18 protein-coding genes are annotated in these 22,197 nt (G+C 51.5%); 11 read left to right on the top strand and 7 right to left on the bottom strand.

The features are described 5' to 3' along the window. The first annotated feature begins 110 nt into the window (after positions 1-110). The 4 genes from hemA to hemL all read left to right on the top strand — a co-directional run bounded on the left by hemA (position 111) and on the right by hemL (position 5,530). On the top strand, positions 111-1,352 hold the full coding sequence (gene hemA, locus ACEVG1_RS04025) for a glutamyl-tRNA reductase (protein WP_374742277.1): 1,242 nt from the start codon (positions 111-113) through the stop codon (positions 1,350-1,352). Positions 1,353-1,430: 78 nt separating this feature from the next. Further along, positions 1,431-3,068 carry a hydroxymethylbilane synthase gene (gene hemC, locus ACEVG1_RS04020; RefSeq protein WP_374742276.1) on the top strand — a complete coding sequence of 546 codons (1,638 nt, stop codon included), beginning with the start codon at positions 1,431-1,433 and terminating at the stop codon, positions 3,066-3,068. Positions 3,069-3,120: 52 nt separating this feature from the next. Then, entirely contained in the window at positions 3,121-4,092 is a 972-nt protein-coding gene (hemB, locus tag ACEVG1_RS04015; protein WP_374742275.1) for a porphobilinogen synthase, read from the top strand. 52 nt (positions 4,093-4,144) lie between these two features. After that, positions 4,145-5,530, top strand: a complete 1,386-nt coding sequence (hemL, locus tag ACEVG1_RS04010; RefSeq protein WP_374742274.1) for a glutamate-1-semialdehyde 2,1-aminomutase — start codon at positions 4,145-4,147, stop codon at positions 5,528-5,530. On the opposite strand, the gene uxaC is transcribed toward hemL, so the two are convergent. From uxaC to ACEVG1_RS03995, 3 genes are all read right to left on the bottom strand, one after another. Further along, positions 5,525-6,928: a glucuronate isomerase gene (gene uxaC, locus ACEVG1_RS04005; RefSeq protein ID WP_374742273.1), complete on the bottom strand. Its 1,404-nt coding sequence runs from the start codon at positions 6,926-6,928 to the stop codon at positions 5,525-5,527. The two genes, hemL and uxaC, sit on opposite strands and share 6 nt — an antisense overlap. Positions 6,929-6,947: 19 nt before the next feature. After that, positions 6,948-8,108 (bottom strand): mannonate dehydratase, encoded by a 1,161-nt coding sequence (gene uxuA, locus ACEVG1_RS04000; protein WP_374742365.1) that lies wholly within the window; start codon positions 8,106-8,108, stop codon positions 6,948-6,950. Positions 8,109-8,176: 68 nt separating this feature from the next. Further along, positions 8,177-8,998: an SDR family oxidoreductase gene (locus tag ACEVG1_RS03995; RefSeq protein ID WP_374742272.1), complete on the bottom strand. Its 822-nt coding sequence runs from the start codon at positions 8,996-8,998 to the stop codon at positions 8,177-8,179. A 253-nt stretch (positions 8,999-9,251) separates the two neighbouring features. Between ACEVG1_RS03995 and ACEVG1_RS03990 the strand changes: the two genes are divergently transcribed. The 3 genes from ACEVG1_RS03990 (at position 9,252) to ACEVG1_RS03980 (ending at position 12,314) form a co-directional block, all read left to right on the top strand. Continuing rightward, positions 9,252-9,536 (top strand): HU family DNA-binding protein, encoded by a 285-nt coding sequence (locus ACEVG1_RS03990; protein WP_374742271.1) that lies wholly within the window; start codon positions 9,252-9,254, stop codon positions 9,534-9,536. 34 nt (positions 9,537-9,570) lie between these two features. Beyond that, positions 9,571-10,401 carry a tetratricopeptide repeat protein gene (locus tag ACEVG1_RS03985; RefSeq protein WP_374742270.1) on the top strand — a complete coding sequence of 277 codons (831 nt, stop codon included), beginning with the start codon at positions 9,571-9,573 and terminating at the stop codon, positions 10,399-10,401. A gap of 359 nt (positions 10,402-10,760) precedes the next feature. Beyond that, entirely contained in the window at positions 10,761-12,314 is a 1,554-nt protein-coding gene (locus ACEVG1_RS03980; protein ID WP_374742269.1) for a ribonuclease E/G, read from the top strand. Between the two features lie 15 nt (positions 12,315-12,329). Here the strand turns inward: ACEVG1_RS03980 and miaA are convergent, their stop codons facing one another. From miaA to ACEVG1_RS03965, 3 genes are read right to left on the bottom strand one after another with little or no spacing between them, the layout of a single operon-like run. After that, entirely contained in the window at positions 12,330-13,253 is a 924-nt protein-coding gene (gene miaA / locus ACEVG1_RS03975) for a tRNA (adenosine(37)-N6)-dimethylallyltransferase MiaA (RefSeq protein WP_374742268.1), read from the bottom strand. Beyond that, positions 13,250-14,422, bottom strand: coding sequence for a Gfo/Idh/MocA family protein (locus tag ACEVG1_RS03970; RefSeq protein ID WP_374742267.1), 1,173 nt, complete (start codon positions 14,420-14,422; stop codon positions 13,250-13,252). The genes miaA and ACEVG1_RS03970 overlap by 4 nt, the downstream gene beginning before the upstream one ends. 41 nt (positions 14,423-14,463) lie before the next feature. Next, complete coding sequence (locus ACEVG1_RS03965) at positions 14,464-15,282, bottom strand: hypothetical protein (protein WP_374742266.1); 819 nt, start codon at positions 15,280-15,282, stop codon at positions 14,464-14,466. 84 nt (positions 15,283-15,366) lie between these two features. On the opposite strand from ACEVG1_RS03965, the gene ACEVG1_RS03960 reads away from it, so the two are divergent. From ACEVG1_RS03960 to radA, 3 genes are read left to right on the top strand one after another with little or no spacing between them, the layout of a single operon-like run. Beyond that, positions 15,367-17,148, top strand: a complete 1,782-nt coding sequence (locus tag ACEVG1_RS03960) for a serine hydrolase domain-containing protein (protein WP_374742265.1) — start codon at positions 15,367-15,369, stop codon at positions 17,146-17,148. Positions 17,149-17,155: 7 nt separating this feature from the next. Next, on the top strand, positions 17,156-18,316 hold the full coding sequence (locus tag ACEVG1_RS03955) for a dipeptidase (protein ID WP_374742264.1): 1,161 nt from the start codon (positions 17,156-17,158) through the stop codon (positions 18,314-18,316). Positions 18,317-18,318: 2 nt separating this feature from the next. Then, positions 18,319-19,695 (top strand): DNA repair protein RadA, encoded by a 1,377-nt coding sequence (gene radA / locus ACEVG1_RS03950; protein WP_374742263.1) that lies wholly within the window; start codon positions 18,319-18,321, stop codon positions 19,693-19,695. Positions 19,696-19,697: 2 nt separating this feature from the next. Here the strand turns inward: radA and ACEVG1_RS03945 are convergent, their stop codons facing one another. Further along, positions 19,698-20,879, bottom strand: coding sequence for a formimidoylglutamase (locus tag ACEVG1_RS03945; protein ID WP_374742262.1), 1,182 nt, complete (start codon positions 20,877-20,879; stop codon positions 19,698-19,700). Between the two features lie 338 nt (positions 20,880-21,217). Here ACEVG1_RS03945 and ACEVG1_RS03940 point away from each other — a divergent pair, with 338 nt between their 5' ends. Continuing rightward, on the top strand, positions 21,218-22,189 hold the full coding sequence (locus ACEVG1_RS03940) for an NAD-dependent epimerase/dehydratase family protein (protein WP_374742261.1): 972 nt from the start codon (positions 21,218-21,220) through the stop codon (positions 22,187-22,189). Positions 22,190-22,197: the final 8 nt, after the last annotated feature.

The raw sequence follows: 22,197 nt of genomic DNA, 5'->3' as shown, positions 1-22,197 counted from the left end.
CGCCCTAATTTATAACCATTCTAAATATCTGTGTTTTACACAGTTCTGACAGTGGTCAGATAGGAGATGTTGTACTTTTGTTACCGAAAATAAGTGAGCATAGTATAGCCTTGAAGAATCTCAAAGTCATAGCATTTACCCACAAACATGTGGACCTTAAGGATTTAGGAAACCTTGTTATTTGCAACGAAGAGTTGGAAAGCCGGCTGATTAACCTTAAGAACAGCTTTGACATTCCCGAAATTTTTTACGTGGGCACCTGCAACCGGGTGGAATTTGTATTTTACGGTGCGCATGAAATGACGCCGCTGTTCATCAAGGAATTCATGCATGGGCTCAACTTCTGCGTACCCTCGGAACAATTGGAATGTTTCTTGGGCCAGGTCAACACATATGAAGGCATCGACGCATTGAACCATCTGCTGCGGATGTCGTGCTCGTTGGAAAGCTTGGTCGTAGGCGAAAAAGAAATCCTTGCACAGGTACGCAAAGCCTACGAACGTTGCCGGCAGAGTGGTTTCACCGGCGATTTCCTACGGATGGTGATGGACCGGCTCGTCAAAACGGCCAAAGAGGTATACACACACACGCGCATATCCCGCAATCCGGTTTCCGTGGTTTCGCTTGCTTACCGCAAACTGCGCGAAATCAAATTGGAAGATAACCCCCGAATCCTCATCATCGGCGCCGGGGAGACCAACCAAAACATTGCCAAGTACTTATTGAAACACCGGTTTTCTAACTTTGTAGTGTTCAACCGGACGCTCGAAAATGCACGGACATTGAGTGTCGAGTTAAATGCGGAGGCATATCCACTAAATGAGCTCCCACATTATAAAGGCGGATTTGACATCCTGATTACCTGTACCGGCTCGCCCGAAGCCATCATCGACACTACGCTCTACCAATCGCTCCTTAACGGCGAGACCGACCGAAAGGTAATTGTCGATTTGGCAATCCCCAACGATGTACACCCCGAAGTACTGGAAAATTATCAAGTGCATTACATAGAAGTAAGCGGATTGCAAGCAATAGCGTCCAAGAACCTACAGGAACGTTATGATGAATTGGTCCATGCCGAGCAAATCATCGCCGACAATATCCGCGAATTCCTGCCGTTGCTCAAACAGCGCCGCGTGGAGCTGGCCATGCGGGAAGTACCAGAGAAAGTAAAGGAAATACGGTCTTTTGCACTCAACGAGGTGTTCGCTACGGAAGTAGGCGCATTGGATGCCAATTCGAGGGCAGTACTTGAAAAGGTGATAGATTATATGGAGAAGAAGTACATCAAGGTACCCATGGTGATGGCTAAAGACATTTTGGTCAAAACAAACCATCCGGATATCCAATAATACGGGTCTGATTACTCCTAACGTGCAATCTTTTGACTTATCCATTCGGATAACGCCTTATATTCATTAAGTTTGTGTATGCTAACAGATGAACTCCTGACTAAAGCGTCGCCTACAATTACAAAATCGGTAGACCGTACGCTCATTATTGGCACCCGTGGAAGCGAGCTGGCGCTGTGGCAGGCCAACTACGTTAAAGACCGGTTGGCCGAGATCGGCGTTGATGCGGAACTCAAAGTTATCAAGACACAGGGCGACATCGTGCAGCATTTACGGCTGGATAAGCTGGAAGGAAAGGGATTTTTCACCAAAGAATTGGAAGAGGAACTGCTGAACGGAGGTATCGATCTAGCCGTCCATTCACACAAAGACCTCCCCACCGTGCACCCGCCTGGTCTTACCATAGCGGCCGTTACCGCCCGCGAAGACCCCTCAGAGTTGCTTATTATCCATAAAGATTGCGTGGATCCAAAGAAGCGCCTGGTGCTTAAACACAACGCCATCGTAGGCACCTCCTCTAACCGCAGGAAGGCACAACTGCTGGCCATCCGCCCGGACTTGGAGTTCGATGACCTCCGGGGAAATGTGTTGAGCCGTATCCAGAAACTCCGCGATGAGAACTTCGATGCCATTATGCTGGCAAAAGCAGGCATTACCCGCGTCAAAGTTGACCTCAGCGACTTCCATGTCGAAGAACTCCCGCCCGTGGAGATTATCCCTGCCCCCGCACAGGGTGTTTTGGCTATACAGATCCGTGAAAACGACACGCAGCTTGCAGACGTGCTACAACCGATAAACGATGCTTCGGTGGCTGATACCATTGCCGTAGAGCGCAAAGTGCTGAACCTGTTCGATGCTGGTTGCCACGCGCCATTGGGCTGTTATTGCCGTAAGCAGGGCGGCCTCTACGAGGTGTGGACATCAAAAGCGGAAGACAGCGAGGAATTTCCCGATCGGCTCTACGTAGCTACCGAAAATACGACGGGGCTTGCCGAACGAATCGCCACTAAATTTGATAGGGATAGAAAGCTGCCAGCCCATGTATTCATTACCCGCGACCTATCGGAAGCTAGCTATTTTCACCGTGCCATGGCCAAACATGGCATCACGGTGGAGGACCGCTCCTTGATCCGTATATTCCCGATGATCAACAAACTGGACCCCTATATCCTCAAGTATGTAGACTGGGTGTTTTTCGGTAGTAAAAACGGCATCGAAAACTTCTTTAAACTCGAACCCCGGCTGAGCAAACGGACGAAATTTGCCGTTATCGGACGTGGTTCCGAGGAAATGCTCAGGCAATTCGGCCATGCGCCTGACTTTTCTGGCGAACGGCTGGGCGTCAACATGGAAGAAATCGCCGCGGAGTTTGCCAAAATCGCATCCGGCACGACCGTGCTGATTCCCCGTGCCAAAGATTCCCTGGAAACGATCCAGAAGTCGCTGACGGCCGATACCAAAGTAATCAACCTCCCGGTGTACCAAACGCGCATCGATACCAACGTATCCAAGTCGAACGCCGACGTGTTGATTTTCACCAGTCCGTCAAACGTGGAGGCTTATTTCGTGGACAACCTGGTAGACCCCGGCCAGCAGATTATCTGTATCGGACACTCTACGGGTCGAAAAATCGAAGAACTGGGGCTGCCCTACACACTTCCTTACTCTCCCGATGAAATAGGCTTGGCCGAAGCCGTATTCGGATTAGATTATTAGTCGGTTTGCTGATGTGCTGATTTGAAGATCTCCAATTAATTATTGTAAAGGAATGCTAATACGACCAAGAAGGAACCGCAAATCTGCGGTTATACGGGATATGGTGCAGGAAACACACCTTGCAGCATCAAACCTGATATTTCCCCTGTTTATTATCGAAGGCAACAACATCAAGTCTGAGGTAACCTCCATGCCAGGCATTTACCGCTATACGATAGATAATCTCCTGCGCGAGGTGGAGCAATGCATGGAGCTTGGCCTGCGGGCGTTTGATCTGTTTCCCAACATCGACGAAGCACTCAAGGATAAATACGCGACCGAAAGCACAAGAGAGGGCAGTTTATATCTCCGCGCAATCGCCGAAGTAAAACAGCATTTTCCCGAGGCATGCGTGATTACCGATGTGGCCATGGACCCCTACAGCAGCGATGGCCACGATGGCCTTGTGGAAAACGGTGAGGTCCGCAATGACGAAACGCTCACCATCTTGGGGGAGATGGCATTGGCGCACGCCCGGGCCGGTGCCGATATCGTGGCACCATCGGACATGATGGATGGACGGATTTGCTACATCCGTAATATACTGGACGAGCATGGCTTCACCAACGTATCCCTAATGTCTTATACGGCTAAATATGCCAGCGCTTTCTACGGGCCTTTCCGCGATGCGCTCAACTCGGCACCGAAACACGGCGACAAAAAAACGTACCAGATGAATCCGGCCAACCAACGCGAAGCGTTGATCGAAGCCGAATTGGACACACAAGAGGGGGCAGATTTCCTGATGGTCAAGCCGGCACTCGCCTACCTGGATGTGATCAAGCTACTGCATGATGGTTTCGACCTCCCGATAGCAGCCTACAACGTGAGCGGCGAATACGCCATGGTGAAAGCTTCTGCACGCAACGGGTGGCTCGATGAACGCCGGGCGACAATGGAAGTCCTTACCGGTATACGCCGGGCGGGCGCTACCGCCATCCTCACCTACCACGCCAAAGAAGTATTGGAAAATAAGTGGCTTTAGGGTAGATTATAAGACAACAGACGTTAGACAATACTTTGAGTGATTTATAGAAATGTTAGATGCATTGAAAAAAGCCTTTGGCGGAAATGACGAATCCCACCAGCCATCGGGCAAAAAAGACGATATTGTACGTGAAAAATCGGCCGAGTTGTACGAACGGGCCCAACGGTATTTCCCCGGCGGTGTCAACTCGCCTGTGCGGGCATTCAAATCGGTGTATGGCACACCGTTGTTTATTGAACGGGGCGATGGCTGCTACCTCTGGGATGCTGATGGCAATCAATTCATTGATTTCTGCTGCTCGTGGGGGCCGCTGATCTTGGGCCATAACCACCCCAAAATACGGGAAAAGGTAACCCAGACCCTCGAGAAAGGCCTAAGCTTCGGAGCGCCGACCGCATTGGAGAACGAGCTCGCCGAGTTGATTCTCGAGCACAACCGATACATCGAAAAAATCCGGTTCGTCAGCTCCGGTACGGAGGCAGTGATGTCAGCCATACGGCTAGCCAGGGGCTATACCGGGCGCGACAAAATCATCAAATTCGAAGGGTGTTATCACGGCCATTCCGACTCCCTATTGGTGAAGGCCGGCTCGGGGTTAGTGACGTTCGGTGAAACCTCTTCCGCAGGTGTTCCGAAGGCATTTGCCGACGAAACCATCGTTATCCCCTTGAACGACCGGAGCGCCGTGGAAGCCGCGTTTACCCAATTTAAAGGGCAAATCGCCGCCGTCATCATCGAAGGTGTACCTGCAAATAACGGACTGCTTATCCAGGACCAGGAATACATCCATTTCCTCCGTGAAATCACGCAGCAACACGAAGCTCTGCTTATTTTTGATGAGGTGATTACCGGGTTCCGCCTCGGTTTTGAAGGTGCAGCAGCACATTACGACGTTCATCCAGACATCATCACGTATGGCAAAATCATAGGTGGGGGCATGCCGGTGGGGGCCTATGGGGCGTCGGCAACACTGATGGGACATATTTCACCCGACGGGGCGGTTTACCAAGCGGGCACCCTTTCCGGCAACCCGGTGGCCATGGCGGCCGGTATCGCCCAACTCTCGGTACTCAAAAGCAGCAATTTCTACAAGAATCTAAATACAAAGGCGACGGAATTTGTCGACGCCATCCGACGTTTTACTGCTGCTAAGAATTACCGATTCAAAGTATTCCATATCGGCTCTGTTTTTTGGTTTGCCTTCACCGATAAGGACGCTATCTCGGCGGCCAGCGACATCGACCACGGCAGTATGGACTATTACAAGGTGTTCCATCGGGAGTTGCTTAACCGCGGTATATACCTCGGCCCTTCGGGCTACGAAGTGGGCTTCGTCTCAGCGGCGCATACCAAGGTGGAGTTGGAAAAGACCAAACGCGCCATCTTCGAAAGTCTCGACGAAGTGTTCCGGGTTATGGGTGCACCGAAGTCATAACCCGAAATACTGCTTCGCATTGCGATAGCAGATATCCTGTATCACCTTGCCCGTCCATTCGATATCGTCGGGCAATAACCCCTTATTGATGTCTTCGGCAAATAGGTTGCAAAGCAACCGCCGGAAATATTCATGCCTCGAGTACGACAGGAAACTGCGTGAGTCGGTAAGCATCCCTACAAAACAACTGATCAGTCCGATATTCGATAACGTGTTCAGTTGCTGGGTCATACCATCGAGCTGGTCCAGAAACCACCAGCCGGAGCCAAACTGCATCTTACCCTTCGTTCCTTCCGCCTGGAAATTGCCCATCATCGCTGCAAACACGGCGTTGTCCGAAGGGTTGAGGTTGTATACCACAGTCTTGGCCAGGCGTCCCTCTTCTTCCAGCGAATTGAAGAAATGCTGCATGGACTGCGCTTGCTGGAAATCACCAATCGAGTCGTAACCGGTATCGGCACCCAACTCCCGTAGTTTCCGGCTATTGGTATTACGGAGCGGACCGAGGTGAAATTGCTGCACCCAGCCTTTATCGTGGTATAGTTTACACAATTCGGAAAGCACCAAAAAGGTAAACGCGTCCTCGTGCTCCGCCGCGAGGCGATCGTCGCCCGCAAGTACCTGTTTAAACACCTCGTTCAGAGAAAGGCTCCCATCCAGTTGCCGTGGCAGGCTATTCAAACCATGGTCGGCAATGCGGCAACCCTGGCTGTGAAAATAATATAGCCGGTTCCATAACGCATCCAGCAAGGTATCCAAATCAACAATCGCCACGCCGCTGCTTGCCTGTAATTGTTCGATGTAACGCCGGTAATCATCACCCCTGCTAAGCTGGAATACCTTGTCCGGCCGGAACGTCGGTAAAACCTTTGTTGCGAAGCCCGACCCCGCAATCGCTTGGTGGTGGCGAAGGTCATCCACGGGATCGTCGGTAGTGCCTACCATTTCCACTCCGAAGTGCGTAAGCAAACCACGGGGTGAAAAAGCCGCTGTTTGCAACTGCGCAGACGCCGCATCAAAAATCCGATCCGCGTTGCCGGGCCCCAGCAGCTCGGTGATGCCAAATGGATTTTTGAGTTCCATGTGCGTCCAATGGTACAACGGGTTGCGCAAGGTGTAAGGCACGGCCTCGGCCCACTTCCGGAATTTATCCCGGTCGGTTGCGTCACCGGTTACGTATTTCTCTTCCGTACCCAATACCCGCAAGGCGCGCCATTTATAGTGGTCGCCAGCCAGCCAGATGTGCGTGAGATTCTCAAAGTTCCCATCCGTCGCGATCCCATCGGGTGGGAGGTGCGAGTGGTAGTCGATGATAGGCAGCCCCTTGGCATAGTCGTGGTAAAGCCGTATGGCTTGTTTTGACTGAAGCAGGAAATCGTCGTGAAGAAAATAAGCCATCTCCGTGTAGGTTATCTGATTATTGTCCTGTAATTCCTAGTTCCAGCCCGCGCAGTTCGGCCAATCCCCGCAGGCGTCCAATCGCCGAGTAACCGGGGGCCGTGGTCTTAGCCAGGTCGTCTAGCATCTGGTGTCCGTGATCCGGCCGGAACGGTATAGGCTCCGCACGGCGCTGGTTTTCGGCCACCAATGCCTTCATCACCGCATACATATCCACGTCGCCGTCAAGATGGTCGGCCTCGAAAAAATTACCCTGGCTATCCTTTTTGACGTTGCGTAGGTGCACAAAATAAACACGCGACTTCACCGCGTCGAAAATATCCGGAAGGTCGTTACCTATCCCTGCACCCAACGACCCGGTACAAAAGCAAATCCCGTTGAAAGGTTTATCCAACGAGCGGATAATGTACTGCAAGTCTTCCTTGTTGCTGGCAATGCGCGGTAGGCCCAGGATTGGATAGGGAGGATCATCCGGATGGATCGTCATCCGGATACCCGCTTCTTCACACACATCGGCAATCTCCGACAGAAACCAAATCAGGTTTCGGCGCAAGCCATCAAAGCCAATGGCCGCATACTCGCGGATGCTTTCGCGCAATTCATCCAGCTCGATACTGCGTTCGCCGGGTATTCCCATCAACACATTGGCATTGAGCAATTCCATTGCCTGTGGCGTATACGCTTCGAACCGCTTTTTGGCTTCTGTCTTTACCTCCTCCGGATAATCCCGTTCTGCACCCTCCCGTTTCAACACGAAAAGGTCAAATACCGCCAAATCATTCCAGTCGAAATACAGGGCCTTTGAACCATCTTTCATTTCCAGGTCGAGTTGGGTACGTGTCCAATCCAGCACGGGCATGAAATTATAGCAGACGGTCTTGATTCCGGCCGCTGCCAAGTTCCGCAGGCTCTGCCGATAGTTATCGAGGTACTGCTGCGCGTCGGCCCGTCGGGTCTTGATGGCCTCGTGCACGGGCACGCTTTCCACTACACTCCACGTCAGTCCGGCTGCTTCGATAATGGCCTTCCGCTCACGTATATCTTCCAGCGGCCACACATCGCCATGGGCTATATGGTGCAGGGCTGTTACGATTCCGGTCGCCCCTGCCTGTTTTATATCCTGCAATGAAACCGTATCTGCGGGGCCATACCACCGCCACGTCTGTTCAAGTTTTTTTATCACGTCTTTTATTATTTTACTTTTTTCGCCTACTTACAACTAATGACTTACGACTAATGACTAAATAGCTACACCCCACTCCAGGCATTGAAACCCCCATCTACCAATATGGTCTCGCCGGAAATGAAGCCCGACGCATCACTCAGCAAGAAAATCAACGTCCCGGTAAGTTCTTTTGGATCACCCAGGCGCCCATACGCCGTGTTATTGACAAACCGCTGAGCACGGTCCGTATACGACCCATTGGCGTTCGTCAGCAAAGCGCGGTTTTGCTCCGTCAGGAATACGCCGGGAGCAATCGCGTTTACCCTTACTTTGTCACCGTACCGTTGGGCCAACTCAACCGCCATCCACTTGGTATACCCTTCAATCGCACATTTGGCCATGTTATAACCCATTACCCGGGTAATGGCCTGTTGGGCCGCTAATGATGAAATATTTACAATGGTCCCTTTCCCCTTTTCAGCGATTACCCTACCGAAAACATGGGTAGGAATGACCGTACCGAAAAGATTGAGCTCCACAGCTTTCTGCGTATCGGCAATGTTGGTATCAAAAAGATTCTGGTCGGGACCGATCGTTGCCCCCGGGATATTCCCCCCAGCGGCGTTCACCAGTCCGTCTATGGTTCCCCAAGCATCCAATATCTGATTTTTAGCTTGATGTACAGCCTGCTCGTCCAACACGTCTGTAATCACTGCGATAGCTTCGCCACCATTACTTTTAATGGCGGCAACGCGCGCGTCAGCCCGTTCCTTGTTACGCCCCAGCACTGCCACTTTTGCACCGGCCGCCGCGGTCGCCAAGGCGAACGACTCGCCCAAAACCCCCGTAGCACCTGTAATCACAATCACTTTACCAGCTAAAGAAAACTGTTGTATTCCATTCATAGTTTTTAGAAATAAGGTCTATTGCGTATTTTAATCCCCAATAATAGTCAAAAATGGATTTAATAGGGGTACCTTTTCAGATAAATATTCACGAAAACGTTGTAGGTCGGTCCGTGTAACGGAGAGGCAGCTGGGACATTTACAAAAATTTAACAAAATTATTTTAAGATGTCGTTTTAAAGCGATACTTTTGCATCCCCAACATTGAAAGGGCTTACGTGTTGAAAAATAATTAATTACAAAAATTATAGATATGACTAAGGCAGAAATTATAGCAGAAATCGCAAACAAAACCGGGCTGGAGAAAGTAGACGTTCAAGAAACGGTAGAGGCTTTTTTCAAAGTTGTGAAAAACGCGATGGTTGGGGGCGAGAATGTTTATGTTCGGGGCTTCGGTAGTTTTGTCGTAAAGAAAAGAGCGGAAAAAACTGCCCGCAATATTTCAAAAAACACCGCCATCATTATCCCTGCACATTACGTGCCGACCTTCAAACCGGCCAAGACCTTCGTCGAAAAGGTTAAAGGCGGCAATAAGTAATTTTTGCGCAGTCGGGCATTACGAGTATACACACATGCAGCAACGGACCAAACAGGTAGTCGCCATTACATCCATCGTCGTTTTGATGGGTTTTTTATTGGCGCAGCCCATCAAAGGTTTGGTCAATGAAAACAAGGCCACTTCGGGCACTGCCACAGGACCGCAAGTGACCCTTGAATCGGTATCGCAAAAATCCAAAGAGGGGCTAAACCCAAGTATCATCCAGGAGATATCGGCCATTGAGGACGAACTGCAACATGCTGCAGAGCCGGAGAAACGTACACTCTTGCAGCAACTTGCCACCAAATGGGATGATGTGAATAAGCTCGCCCCATTGGGTTTCATTTATGAAGAGTTGGCCCAACTCGATGGGCAATTTGATGATTGGCTCAAAGCGGGTGATGCGTACCGTGCAGCCTATGCCAACCTGCAGGATACGTTGACCGCGGGCGTGCTTAATGACTACGCCATCAATGCATACGAAAAAGCGTTGGCCTTGGATTCGGCCAATTTGGATGCAAAGGTGGGCTTGGGCAGTGCTTACGTAACAGGCACGAAAAACCCCATGGCCGGCATCGCCCTGCTACGGGAGGTCGTCCGCGTACAGCCCTCTCATATCGGTGCCAACAAAAGCCTAGGGTTATTTTCGATGCAGTCACGCCAGTTTGACCTCGCTATCGATCGGTTTACCACCGTGGTATCCCAGCAGCCCGATGCCGAATCCTATTTTTACCTGGCAACAAGTTACGAAAACATTGGGTTGAATAGTGAGGCAATCGCCGCTTTTGAGAAAAGCAGGGATTTGGCAGCAGATCCGACCCTCACCCAGTTTATCAATAGAAAAATTGATGAATTGAGTAAATAATCATTTTAATTTATTCATTTAAAAAATTTTTAAGCTATGCCAAGCGGAAAGAAAAGAAAGAGACACAAAATGGCTACCCACAAACGTAAAAAACGTTTAAGAAAAAACAGGCATAAGAAAAAATAACCTTGCCTGATGATCCCGCTTCCGGCATGGGGTATATAAATGAGCGCGGGCGACGTAGCGAACGCACCCGCAACACAACTCTGCCCCTATTATGTTTCCGGAAGGCTGGTGGGATATTGATTAAACGTATTTTATTGTTTCATTCAAAGCAGGTTATTATCCTTTCGCACATCACCATGAGAACGGTGCTACACCGTTCTTGATGATTGCCTGCTTTGCAAAAGGAGTAGCTGTTGGTAAAGGAGTTAATTATCGATTCGGCTCCCGAAAGGGGGGTCACTATCGCTTTACTTCAAGACAAACAGCTTGTAGAGCTCAACAAGGAACAGGTTAACAACAACTATGCTGTAGGTGACATTTATCTGGGTAGGATTAAGAAAATCATGCCCGGTCTCAATGCCGCCTTCGTAGACGTAGGCTATTCGAAAGACGCGTTCCTACATTACCTGGACCTGGGCCCCCAGGTCCAATCGCTCATCAAGCTCACCAAGTTAGTAAAGAAAGGCAGTTACAAAGAGAAACTGCTCGATAGTTTAAGATTAGAACAGGACATCAACAAAGCCGGCAAGATTTCCGAGGTATTGACCCGGAATATGCTGTTGCCCGTCCAGATAGCCAAAGAGCCCATTTCTACCAAGGGGCCCCGGTTAAGTTCGGATCTGTCCATTGCGGGGCGGTATGTTGTACTGGTCCCGTTTTCAAGTGCGGTATCCATTTCCAAGCGTATCAAAGGGAACGCGGAACGCAATCGACTGAAAAAAATCGTAGAGAGTATCAAACCGGCTAATTTCGGTGTGATCATTCGGACCGTTTCCGAAGGGAAGGGCGTTGCCGAACTGCAAAAGGATCTATTGGACCTCATTTCAAAATGGGAGGTACTCACCAGCCGCTTGCGGACCGCCGAGCCGTCGCAAAAGGTACTTGGTGAGATGGACCGCACATCGACGATCTTGCGTGACATCCTCACCGACGAATTTTCACACATCTATGTCAACGAACAGGCAATCTACGAAGAAACCCGTTCCTATGTGCAGGAAATTTCGCCCGATCTGGAAAAGATTGTCAAGCTGTACAAGCACCGTGAACCCATTTTTGAACATTTCGGCGTTGAACGGCAGATCAAAGCCGCGTTTGGCAAAACGGTAAACCTGCATGGAGGTGCTTATCTGGTCATTGAACATACGGAAGCATTGCACGTCATCGACGTAAATAGCGGCAACCGGACGGCCAACAAGGAGAACCAAGAGGAGAATGCCCTACAGGTAAACATGGAAGCGGCCAAGGAAATCGCCCGGCAGCTCCGCTTACGCGACATGGGCGGTATCGTGGTGATTGATTTCATCGATATGCACAAGCCCGCCAACCGCAAGGAGCTGCATGCCTACCTTAAGCAATGCATGGCGGCCGACCGCGCGCGCCACACCATCTTGCCGCCCAGCAAATTTGGTTTGGTACAGATCACACGGCAACGTGTACGGCCCGAAATGACCATCGTTACCAATGAAAAATGCCCTGCTTGCGATGGTACGGGCGAGATACGTTCAAGCATCGTTTTGATGGATGATATCGAAAACAACCTGAGCTTCATCCTACAGGAACAAAACGAAAAGGAAATCACCCTGTCTGTGCATCCGTATATTTATACGTACCTTAAATCCGGATTAATTTCGCGACGGCTGAAGTGGTATTTCAAGTTCGGCCGCTGGATTAAGCTAAAACCGGTTGCATCATACTTCCTCACCGAGTTCCGTTTTTTCAACGGGAAAGAGGTCGAGATCAAATTATAACGGATAAGGGGTGTGTCAGCTGACCGCCCCTTTTTCCTTTAGGCTTGCAATCACCTCCGTGGCCATATCCGAAACCGGCCCATCAGCCAACCAGTGTATTTTCAGTCCATCTTTTTCCATCTTCCTGAAATACGTCATTTGCCTTTTGGCAAAACGATGAATCTCGGTATTGAGCCTTGAAAAAAACGTTTCGTAATCCAATTCGTCCAAGAGATAGCGGGTCGCATATTTATATTCCAGCCCGTAGTACATTAACCGTTCGGGCGGCACACCCTTTTCCAATAACAACCTTACCTCATCGATAAGGCCCTGTTCGAGCCGCAACTGTAGCCGCTCGGTGATGCGTTGGCGGCGTACATCTACGGACGGGGCAATACCGAATAATATGGCCGGAACGGCGCCACGGTGCTGTGGAGGTAATCCGTGATGTCTGCACCACATACCGATTTCGATGGCCCGGATAAGCCGCTTTTTCGTACTCGTATCAGCCTTGAATCCGGGTGGTTTGGGCAGGTTGTGCAACATGCCGCTTAAAACGTCGACCGTCAGCGTTTCCAGCCCGGTACGCAGGGACTTGTCGATGGGCACGTGGCTATAATCAAGACGCTGCAGCACGGATTGGATATATAAGCCCGTACCCCCGCACAAAACCGGGTGTTTTCCCTGCTGCGCAATACGATTCAACGCGGCGTGGAAATCACCCACATATTGGCTTACATGGTAGGTGTCTCCGGCATCCAGGATATCAATCAAGTAACGGGGAATATCCCCATAGGCCTCGAGGTCTTTCCCTGTACCGATATCCATGCCGCGGTACACCTGCCGGGAATCGGCACTGATGATCGCACCGTTTATTTGCTTGGCTACCTCAACCGCCAACCGGGTTTTCCCGGAGGCGGTTGGGCCAAGAATGACGATGAGCTCCGCAGTGGGTTTCACACCACGAACTTAGTCCATTTTTCCGAAGTATTGTTGCTCGCTACCACGTTCTCGATGAATGCCATACCCCTTACCCCTTCATCTACCTGCGGGAAGTCCAGCATTTCAGCCGTCGGTGTCTCTCCGTTGAGCTTTGCGGAAACCGTCAGCGCAAAATTACGGTAGATATTGCCAAAGGCTTCCAATAACCCCTCGGGGTGGCCGGATGGGACGCGCGTATTGTGTACCGCAAAATTACTTAAGGCATAGGGCGCTGCATAACCATTACCTGTACGGATGTATTGCCGGGGCTGGTCGAGCATCTTCACAATGAGGTTATTGGGATCTTCCTGCGCCCAATCGATACCTCCTTTTTCGCCATATACACGGATACGCAAGGCGTTTTCTTCGCCGGCAGAAATTTGGGAAGCCACCAGCACACCCCTTGCGCCGTTGTTAAAACGCAACAGTACGTTCCCATCGTCATCCAACAGCCGCCCCTCAACCAACGTGGACAAGTCGGCGCAAAGCTCCGTAATCTCCAGGCCCGTCACATACTCTGCCAGGTGGGCCGCATGGGTACCGATATCGCCCATTGAGCCACTCTTTCCCGATTTTTTTGGATCCGTACGCCACGCGGCTTGGGCATTGCCTTCCCGTTCGGAAAGCCGGCTTAACCAGCCCTGCGGATATTCCACCACCACTTTCCTCACTTTGCCGAGCACCCCGTCCTTAATCATCGCCTTGGCTTGCTTCACCATCGGATAGCCGCTGTACGTATGGGTGAGGCATAGCACCTTACCCGTGCGCTCCACAATCTCCTTGAGTGCCTTGGCTTCATCGAGTGTAAAAGTCATCGGTTTTTCGATGACCACATTAAATCCATGTTCCAACGCCATCTTCGCCGGTTCAAAGTGAACAAAGTTGGGGGTTACAATGGTTACGAAGTCCATCCGCTCACCTTCCGGAAGCTGGCTCTCCTTTTCAATCATCTCTTGGAATGTAAGGTATACCCGGTCTTCGGGGATAAAAAGTGCTTTCCCTGAGTCACGTGCCACGTCGGGATTGATACTAAATGCACCGCACACCAGTTCCACCAAACCATCCATATTGGCTGCTATACGGTGTACCGCACCGATGAAGGCGTCTTTTCCCCCTCCTACCATACCCATGCGAAGTTTTCTGTTCATCTGTTTTTCTGCGTTAAAAAGTTTAAAATCCGTCGAATATACTAAAAATATACTACCGGGTGATAATGCTTCACCAGCTTGATACTCCCGCTGTTATAAACAGCCACATAGCCTGCCTGGTACCATTCATTGGCCGGTTTTGTGCGAATAGCGGGGGGCAATGTACTTTCGTAATACCGTTGCATGGTTCGCCGATCCACCCAAAATAGCTGTGGCACGGTCTCGCCCACAATCGTAAACCCCATCTTGTGGTAGCTGGTACCATCCGACCAGTCTTTGTCCGCATACGTCATGATATCGCCGGGATTAAAATCGCGGCGGAAACCATCGAGCAGCTTACTGAAGCCTCCCACGATATGCACACCCTGCTTATGGCAAAAGCGAAGCAGTTCAAACGAACGGTAGTCGGATGGTTTATCAGCCATGCGCCGTCCACCGCTGAATACAGCTACTGCCACCAATTCGCCGCTGCCGTAAAGCCCATACCGGTATTTACCCGGCAATGCAACCTGCAAGTGGTGCTCTTCCAGAAATGGCATCGCAACGCGCTTTTCTATCCGGGCCACCACGGTATCACGTGCGTGGATACGCTGCGCGTGCCCCACCAATGCCGCAATACGGTTGAGCAAAAGCTCCCCTCGTGTAATCCAGAGGTCCTCATCCAGATGGATACACCGGCCATTGCCATCTACCGGAACGCGATGGCCGGCACCGCCCAGGTAATAGATGATGCGAATCCCCGCTGCTTCGTCATGCAGCAGGCATGCCATTTCCGAAAGGGCTTTCACAGTAAACGTTCTCTTAAGCCTATCCTGCAAGGCCGAAAGGAACTCATAGAAGGGACCATTCACTTGAAACATCAGATATGGGCAAATAAATCACAAAAGTCATAAAAAATGCAAGGAACACCTATATTTTACGCAAATTACCGATATTCGTCTACTATGAGGAGAATTATTACGCTGCTGTGCATGTTTGTGGCTTGCATGTACACCAACGCGGCTATACACGCTCAACCCACAAACCGTGCGCGGACAAACCAGACAGTCTTACTAAACAACCAACTCAATACCATTCCGCTGCGGAATCTTGCGGAACGGCATACGGCACTCATTACCCTGCTCGATGGCCCACTGGCCACCGCATTTGGCAACCAACTTAGCCGCTATGCGCCCATCGATCCCTTCGCAGTACCGGCAACGCCCGACAGCTATGTACGCCTCGATGAGGACGTGAAATTCCACAACACCATTATCTTCGCCTTGGCTGCCGAAGAACTGGCCAACAAGCGGCTGATGCAATTTATCTCCACGCAAGCCGTCGGCAAGGATATCATTCTCGCCGTATTCGGTGACGGTGCCAACCTAAGTGGGCTGGATTTTGTCCACTTCCCCATATTATGGAGTCCCGAAAAGACCGAAGCCTCCGCCATGGATGCCGCCATGTCCCTTTTCGGCGGCCTCGCCTGTACGGCCAAGCTGTCGCATTCGTTCTCCCCACGGTATGCCATAGGCGCCGGCTATACCACGGCACAAACCCGGTTGGCTTATACAGGCGCCACCACATTGGGGATCGACGGTGTACGGCTGGAAACCGATATCGACAACATCATGGACGAAGCCATCCGCGAGCGGGCAATCCCGGGGGGGGTGGTCATGGCTATCAAAAGCGGCAAGGTGATCTTCGAGAAGGCATACGGCCACCATACCTACGACCGCATCGCGCCAACCAAAATCTCGGATATTTTCGACATGGCCTCCATAACGAAAATTACGGCCACCACCCCCACCATCATGCGCCTCACCGAGCGCGGCATCGTCAACCTCGACAGTACCATGGGCCATTACCTACTGCAGGCACAAGGCACCAATAAGAACGGGACTGTCTTGCGCGACGTCATGCTCCACGAAGCCGGCTTCATTCCCTACATCCCCTTTTACAGGGACCTTAAACCGGACGATCTCAGTCCGGACTCTTCGGCCACCTATTCAGTGAAAGTAGCCGATGGCTGCTACATCCGAACGGCCTATTACGAAGAGGTGATGTGGCCCATCATGCTGCAATCGAAACTCAATCCTACCGGCAAGTACGTATATAGCGACATCAGTATGTACGTGATGAAGGAAGTGGCCGAACATCAAACGGGCATACCCATCCAAGCATATATCCAGCAGGAATTTTACCGGCCGCTGGGTATGCAAACTGCCGGGTACCTTCCGCGCCAGCGCTTCCCGAAACAACGCATCGTGCCGACCGAAGACGACAAAACCTTCCGTAAAACGTTGCTGCAGGGCTATGTGCACGATCAGGGTGCGGCCATGGCTGGTGGAATCGCTGGCCACGCCGGACTCTTTGCCACGGCAAATGACCTGGCCATCTACGGGCAGTTACTGCTCAACCGGGGCGAATACGGCGGCGATCGGTACTTCAAGGCGGAAACGGTGGACCTGTTTACTTCCAAGCAATCGGCAACGAGCAGGCGGGGCTTAGGGTTCGACCGCGGCGACCCCGACACGAGTAAAGCGTACCCGTCTAAGCTCGCTTCGCCGGCTACCTTCGGCCATACGGGCTATACGGGTACGTGTATATGGATAGATCCTAAGGAGCAATTGATTTATATCTTCCTTTCCAACCGGGTACATCCGGTTGTAAGCACCAAACTGTATGAGTTGAATGTACGTAGCCGCATACAAGACACCATCTACGAAGCCATCCATGCCAAATAGGTTCGTTATGAATATTAAAACCAGGCTATTGGTCGCAGCCGTCCTCTCCGTAGGCGAGTTACCTGCACAGGAGGCCCAACGTATCCATACGGCAGCACTCGTTATCGATACGCACAATGATGTGCTCTACCAGTCTGTCATGCGGGGCAAAGACATCGGAAAGCGGATAAACTCCGGCCACACCGATCTTCCCCGCATCAAAGAAGGCGGTATTGATGTGCAGGTCTTTGCCGTATGGTGCGATGAAAAATACGGGGAGGGCACCGCCTTCGCATACGCCAACAAACAAATCGATGGGTTGATGAATGTTATCCAGCATTACCCGGCAGATATTGCCCTCGCGATGAATGCCGCCGACATACAAAGTATCGCTGCGCAAGGAAAAATTGCCGCAGTGATCGGTGTGGAAGGCGGCCACATGATCGAGGGCCGCATCGCCTACCTCGACAGCCTATTTGCCCGTGGAGCACGGTACCTTACCCTCACCTGGAATAACAGCGTCGATTGGGCAACCTCCGCTACGGATGAAAGCCGCAACCCCACGAAACTGAAACACAAGGGCCTGACGGATTTCGGGCGCCAGGTCATCCATCGGATGAATGAATTGGGCATGATGGTAGACCTCTCGCATGTAGGTAGACAGACCTTTTTCGATGCCATGGAGGCCACCAACAAACCCGTGCTGGTATCGCATAGCAACGCCTATGCGCTGATGGCGCACCCCCGCAACCTGCAAGACGACCAAATTAAAGCCGTTGCCGAAAACGGTGGGGTCATCTGCCTTAATTTCTATTCGGGCTTTCTAGACCCCATGCATTACACGAAAATCAATCGGCTATATGAAAAATACGTAACCGCCAAAGATAGTGTACGGCGTTCAAGCGACGCGAAATTCGGCCGGTTGCCCGCCGCAGCCAAAGAAGAACTCCGCCCACCCATGTCGTTGTTGCTCGACCATATCGACTACATGGTGAAGGTGGCAGGCATCGACCACGTAGGCGTGGGCAGCGATTTCGACGGGATATCATCCACCCCGAAAGGGCTCGATGATTGCAGCGATTTCCCTAAGCTTACGGAGGGCCTCCTACAACGGGGATATACCGAAAGCGATGTCCGAAAAATCCTTGGCGAGAATGTTTTGCGCGTGATGGCTGCCCAAGAGAACTAACGATGACCAAAACAAAGACGTCTTTTTTCTGCCAAAACTGCGGATACGAATCTGCCAAATGGCTCGGCAAGTGTCCATCGTGCAACGAATGGAATACATTTGTGGAAGAAGTGATAGCACGGCCTGGCGCCCGCACACCCGAGTGGCGAACCACTTCGGGAACGACGAAACCATCGCGCAAAGCCGCCGTGATACACGAAATCCAGCATGTGGCAGAAAGCCGATTGGTTACGCCCGATCGGGAATTGAACCGGGTATTGGGTGGCGGCATTGTCCGTGGATCGCTGGTGCTCATCGGCGGTGAACCGGGTATCGGCAAATCCACGCTCGTGTTACAGCTCGCCCTCACCATGAAGGCGAAGACCTTGTATATCTCAGGCGAGGAAAGCGAGCAGCAGCTCAAAATGCGGGCAGAACGGATTTCGCAGGCATCGCAAGCCAATTGCTACATCCTCACCGAAACCGCTATGGCAAATATCTTCGCGCAAGTCCAATCGGTCGCTCCCGATCTGCTTATCATCGATTCTATCCAAACGTTGCATTCAGCCCAGGTAGATTCGGCGCCGGGCAGTGTATCGCAAGTACGCGAATGTACTGCCGAGCTACTCCGTTTCGCCAAAGAAACGGCCGTGCCGGTATTCATCGTTGGCCACATCACCAAAGACGGCAGCATTGCCGGCCCGAAAGTGCTCGAACACATGGTAGATACGGTGTTGCAGTTCGAGGGCGATCGGCACCACGCCTATCGCATTCTGCGGGCGGTGAAAAACCGGTTCGGGTCGGCCTCCGAACTGGGTATTTACGAAATGCAGGGCTCGGGACTGCGCGAGGTAAGCAACCCATCCGAAATCCTTCTGTCGCAACGCGAAGACGGCACCAGTGGCACCGCTATCGCTGTGCTACTGGAAGGGTTGCGGCCCATGCTGATCGAGGTGCAGGCGCTGGTGAGCAATTCGGCATACGGTACGCCGCAGCGCTCGTCGACCGGGTTTGATACGAGGCGCATGAACATGCTGCTCGCCGTGCTCGAAAAGCGGTTTGGCTTCCGGCTCAGCGCCCAAGATGTCTTCCTCAATATTGCGGGTGGTTTGCGCGTAGAGGACCCTGCCATCGATCTGGCAGTCATCGTGGCCATCATCTCCTCCCAGCAAGACATCGCCGTAGCAGCCACCATGGCTTTCGCCGGCGAAGTAGGGCTCTCAGGCGAGATCCGGGCGGTGAATCGCATCGAGCAACGGATAGGAGAAGCCGAAAAGCTCGGTTTCGAAACGATTTATCTTTCGAAATACAATACCAAAGGCCTGGACCGTAGCAGCTACCGCATCGACATCAAGCCAGTAGCCCGTGTAGAAGAGGTATTCCAAGCGGTTTTCGGGTAGCCTCAGACTAATTTCTGGTGCGTTTTCCACCACAGGTCCGGCATTTCGCCCGAAACGGCGGTTTGATAATCCTCGTAACGGCAAGGTACCAGGTAGTACCGTTCGTTTACCGACTTCGATCCCGAATAGGGAACTTGCATCCACCATCGGTCCGATTTCTTGCTCTTTACGAAAACCAGTTCGTAGGCGTCGTTATGCACGCTGGTACGGTAGGTAATGTACGCCGACTTGGGCACGAGCGGCGCATCGTGTTTGCGGCCGTAGAATCCGTCGATGAAGTACCAGATCATCTGCGCCAACAGCATGGCCGTCTGGCCGCGGCGGTCGAGTACGGGATTGTACTCGTAGAAGCCGATGGAGGTGAGTTTGTCGCTCATCCCGGCATACCGACAGATTTGACATGCCTCATCACCAAAGAGCCCATTAACCGTTGTATGGGCACTTCCGGGCGCGTCTGAATAGCGTATGGCTCCCAGATCGAAGCTCACCATGTCTGCCGACCGGATAACCGGCTCAACTTGCCCCACGTTACCCGCAATCAGGCCAAGCCGCACTGCATTGAAATAGAGCTTGTCATACATGGCGATGGATTCCTTGCTCACGAAGTAGGTCTGGTAAGCCAGGTTGTTCAGGTTAAACAGGTAATCCGGTTCGTGCAGAATGATGTGGTTGATATATGTCCGGGAGTTCAGCGGCGCGCTTTCCGTTTGCTCCTGGTCAATATCAAACTTCGAATCGATGATGGACACGTCTACGCGCTGCTCGAGTTTCTCATACGCCAGATACTGCGCATACGTAATGTCTTGCCCCCCACCGATGATGACGGGTACGATACCCGATTTGATCAGTTCCTCACATACCGCCTTCACAGCCGCATAGGTATCAGTAACGGTCTCCCCTGCCCGGATGTTGCCGAGATCGGCCAACCGAAGTGTGTACTCGCCTTGATAAAGCCCGTACAAATGGCTCCGGACCACATCTGCCCCGTCTGCGCAGCCTAGGTTACCGATGGCCATCCGGTCGTCCATCACTCCAAACAAGGCTAAATCCGGCTTCTCCCCTTCCAAATCCGGAAAGTCGCGATCGAACAGACGGACAGACGCTCCGATCTGCGATCGGAAGAAACCGGTGTCGGGAGTAAAGTCATGGGGAGAAAGAGGTGAAAAGAAAACCGATAAGGACATGATCGTTGCTTGTTGTTGGCAAACTTAGATAAATTATTGATACTTTGTTTGTCTTTTTTCGGCATCAATCAAATCGCTTCGCTAAGTTATTGATACTTTGTTTGTCTTTTTTCGGCATCAATCAAATCGCTTCGCTAAGTTATTGATACTTTGTTTGTCTTTTTTCGGCATCAATCAAATCGCTTCGCTAAGTTATTGATACTTTGTTTGTCTTTTTTCGGCATCAATCAAATCGCTATGTTTATCGGTCCCCCCGCTGCCAAGAGAAAGTTTTTGTAGCGGAAATATCCTTTTATTACCTTACTTTTGAGCCATTATCATCAAACTATGCTGCAACGGTGGTTTTAGTAACAGGAGGAACAGGTTTTCTTGGTGCGATACTCATCAAACAATTACTCGCTTCGGGCGTGGCCGTGCGGGCTACCAAACGGGATACGTCGGTTATCCCCCCAGCGCTTATTGGCTTACAAGAGGTTGAGTGGGTAAACGCCGACATCAATGATTTCTTTGCGCTAAGTGATGCTTTTTACGGAGTCACCAAGGTTTACCACTGTGCAGGAATGATATCTTACCACACCGCCGACAGGCAGCGACTGATGACAGTGAATGCGGCCGGGACGGCAAATGTAGTGAACCTAGCTTTGCAACACCGGGTGCGGTTATTGCATGTCAGTTCCATCGCCGCTTTAGGGCAGGCGAAGCACAATGGCGAGGCTACCGAAGACGACCTATGGGAATATACGCCCGGCCAGCCCGGATACGCCATTGCCAAACATGAAGCCGAGATGGAAGTGTGGCGGGGCATTGCCGAAGGACTGGATGCCGTTATCGTAAACCCATCACTCATCATCGGTGCTTCGGCCAGAACCGAAGGCTACGACACCAGTGGAGCCATCTTCTCATTACTCCGTAAAGGGCTCAATTTCTATCCGGAAGGGTCCATCGGCCTCATCGATGTGGAAGATACCGCCCGCGCGATGGTGTTGCTCATGGATAATGGAACCATCACCGGGGAACGTTTCCTGTTGAACAACGTGAACATGACGTATCGTGAACTGCTGGCACAATGCAGCAGCTATTTGGGTAGGTCCGCCCCGAAACACCGGGCCACGCCTTGGATGCTTAGCATCGCCTGGCGTGCGGCAAGTTTGCTGGCACTTTTTACGGGCAAACGCCCGCTCATTACGCGCGAGGCCGCCAGATCAGCACGCGGCCGGTTGCGTTTTTCAAACCGCAAAGTGGTTGCCGCCACCGGTATCGTATTCAAACCCATCACAAAGACCTTACGCGAAATTTGCTCAGAACTGTAATAACAACA

It is taken from the genome of Parapedobacter sp. 2B3 (genome assembly GCF_041925275.1).
Taxonomy (GTDB): Bacteria; Bacteroidota; Bacteroidia; order Sphingobacteriales; family Sphingobacteriaceae; genus Parapedobacter; species Parapedobacter pyrenivorans_A.
This window is presented reverse-complemented; position numbering and strand designations above follow the sequence as displayed.

What these genes read in the sequence shown, in the direction of transcription:
- hemC (WP_374742276.1), top strand. Translation starts at nt 1,431, where the DNA reads ATGCTAACAGATGAACTCCTGACTAAAGCGTCGCCTACAATTACAAAA.
- hemB (WP_374742275.1), top strand. Translation starts at nt 3,121, where the DNA reads ATGCTAATACGACCAAGAAGGAACCGCAAATCTGCGGTTATACGGGAT.
- hemL (WP_374742274.1), top strand. Translation starts at nt 4,145, where the DNA reads ATGTTAGATGCATTGAAAAAAGCCTTTGGCGGAAATGACGAATCCCAC.
- uxaC (WP_374742273.1), bottom strand. Translation starts at nt 6,928, where the DNA reads ATGGCTTATTTTCTTCACGACGATTTCCTGCTTCAGTCAAAACAAGCC.
- ACEVG1_RS03995 (WP_374742272.1), bottom strand. Translation starts at nt 8,998, where the DNA reads ATGAATGGAATACAACAGTTTTCTTTAGCTGGTAAAGTGATTGTGATT.
- ACEVG1_RS03990 (WP_374742271.1), top strand. Translation starts at nt 9,252, where the DNA reads ATGACTAAGGCAGAAATTATAGCAGAAATCGCAAACAAAACCGGGCTG.
- ACEVG1_RS03985 (WP_374742270.1), top strand. Translation starts at nt 9,571, where the DNA reads ATGCAGCAACGGACCAAACAGGTAGTCGCCATTACATCCATCGTCGTT.
- ACEVG1_RS03970 (WP_374742267.1), bottom strand. Translation starts at nt 14,422, where the DNA reads ATGAACAGAAAACTTCGCATGGGTATGGTAGGAGGGGGAAAAGACGCC.
- ACEVG1_RS03965 (WP_374742266.1), bottom strand. Translation starts at nt 15,282, where the DNA reads ATGTTTCAAGTGAATGGTCCCTTCTATGAGTTCCTTTCGGCCTTGCAG.
- ACEVG1_RS03960 (WP_374742265.1), top strand. Translation starts at nt 15,367, where the DNA reads ATGAGGAGAATTATTACGCTGCTGTGCATGTTTGTGGCTTGCATGTAC.
- ACEVG1_RS03955 (WP_374742264.1), top strand. Translation starts at nt 17,156, where the DNA reads ATGAATATTAAAACCAGGCTATTGGTCGCAGCCGTCCTCTCCGTAGGC.
- radA (WP_374742263.1), top strand. Translation starts at nt 18,319, where the DNA reads ATGACCAAAACAAAGACGTCTTTTTTCTGCCAAAACTGCGGATACGAA.
- ACEVG1_RS03945 (WP_374742262.1), bottom strand. Translation starts at nt 20,879, where the DNA reads ATGTCCTTATCGGTTTTCTTTTCACCTCTTTCTCCCCATGACTTTACT.